The sequence below is a fragment of the Pseudomonas sp. NPDC087346 genome, assembly GCF_044744235.1.
Taxonomy (GTDB): domain Bacteria; phylum Pseudomonadota; class Gammaproteobacteria; order Pseudomonadales; family Pseudomonadaceae; genus Aquipseudomonas.
Window position 1 is genome coordinate 5,439 of record NZ_JBIUXX010000125.1, and the last position, 720, is coordinate 6,158.

Sequence of the window (720 nt, forward strand, 5' to 3'; positions counted from 1 at the left end):
CCACCTATCTCGCCAGCGCTCCACCCACGGCGATCAGTCGCAGTCGCACAGCAATCCCTTACAGCTGGTCTTTGTTGAGCTTGGTGAAATGCTCGTGGGTGTTTTCCGGGCTGTGGTGCTTGGCGTCGGCCGCACGGCTTTGCTCGGCACCGGCCCACAGGCGTTCCAGGTCGTAGAACTGACGAGCCGAGGCGGTCATCATGTGCACGATCACCAGGTCCAGGTCGAGGAGCACCCAGTCGCTGTCGCCCTTGCCTTCTTCGCCCAGCGGCTTGGCGCCCTGCTTTTTGACTTCTTCGCGAACCTTGTCGAGCATCGCGTTGATTTGGCGGTTGGAAGTACCGGTCGCAATGATCATGTAGTCAGTGATGCTTTGCTTGTCGCGCACATCAATGATCTGAATGTCTTGCGCCTTGACGTCTTCCAGGGCGGCTACGGCCAGCTTGACCAGCTCGTCACCCTTCAATGGCTCGTTGGTGTTGACCGGTTCTGGCAGCGGCGCACTCTTGAATGTGCCTTTGCGCTTTACTTTAGCTACGTCTTTGTCAGTCATATAAAACTCGTTTTGCTCATGTATTCGGCGGCTTGGAGACACGTTGATTCGTATCAGTGAAGCACGCCTTGTTCAGTTCGACGCACGATATAGATCGTGCGCATCGATGTAGGCCAGGACCGCGTCGGGCACCAGGAAACGTACCGACTTACCGCTGGCCAGCAGTT

The 720-nt window shown here is 56.9% G+C and carries 1 protein-coding gene and 1 pseudogene; both read right to left on the minus strand.

Going from position 1 to position 720, the window contains the following annotated elements; genetic code table 11:
- Positions 1-58 precede the first annotated feature (58 nt).
- A complete protein-coding gene (gene rsfS, locus ACIOZM_RS31035) occupies positions 59-553 on the minus strand; it encodes a ribosome silencing factor (protein ID WP_401221366.1) in 495 nt (164 codons plus the stop codon).
- A gap of 72 nt (positions 554-625) precedes the next feature.
- Positions 626-720 (minus strand): annotated as a pseudogene (locus ACIOZM_RS31040) (nicotinic acid mononucleotide adenylyltransferase); the annotation flags it as partial.

Bases quoted from the DNA above. Each gene is read 5' to 3' on its own strand.
- rsfS (WP_401221366.1), bottom strand. From the start codon at position 553: ATGACTGACAAAGACGTAGCTAAAGTAAAGCGCAAAGGCACATTCAAG.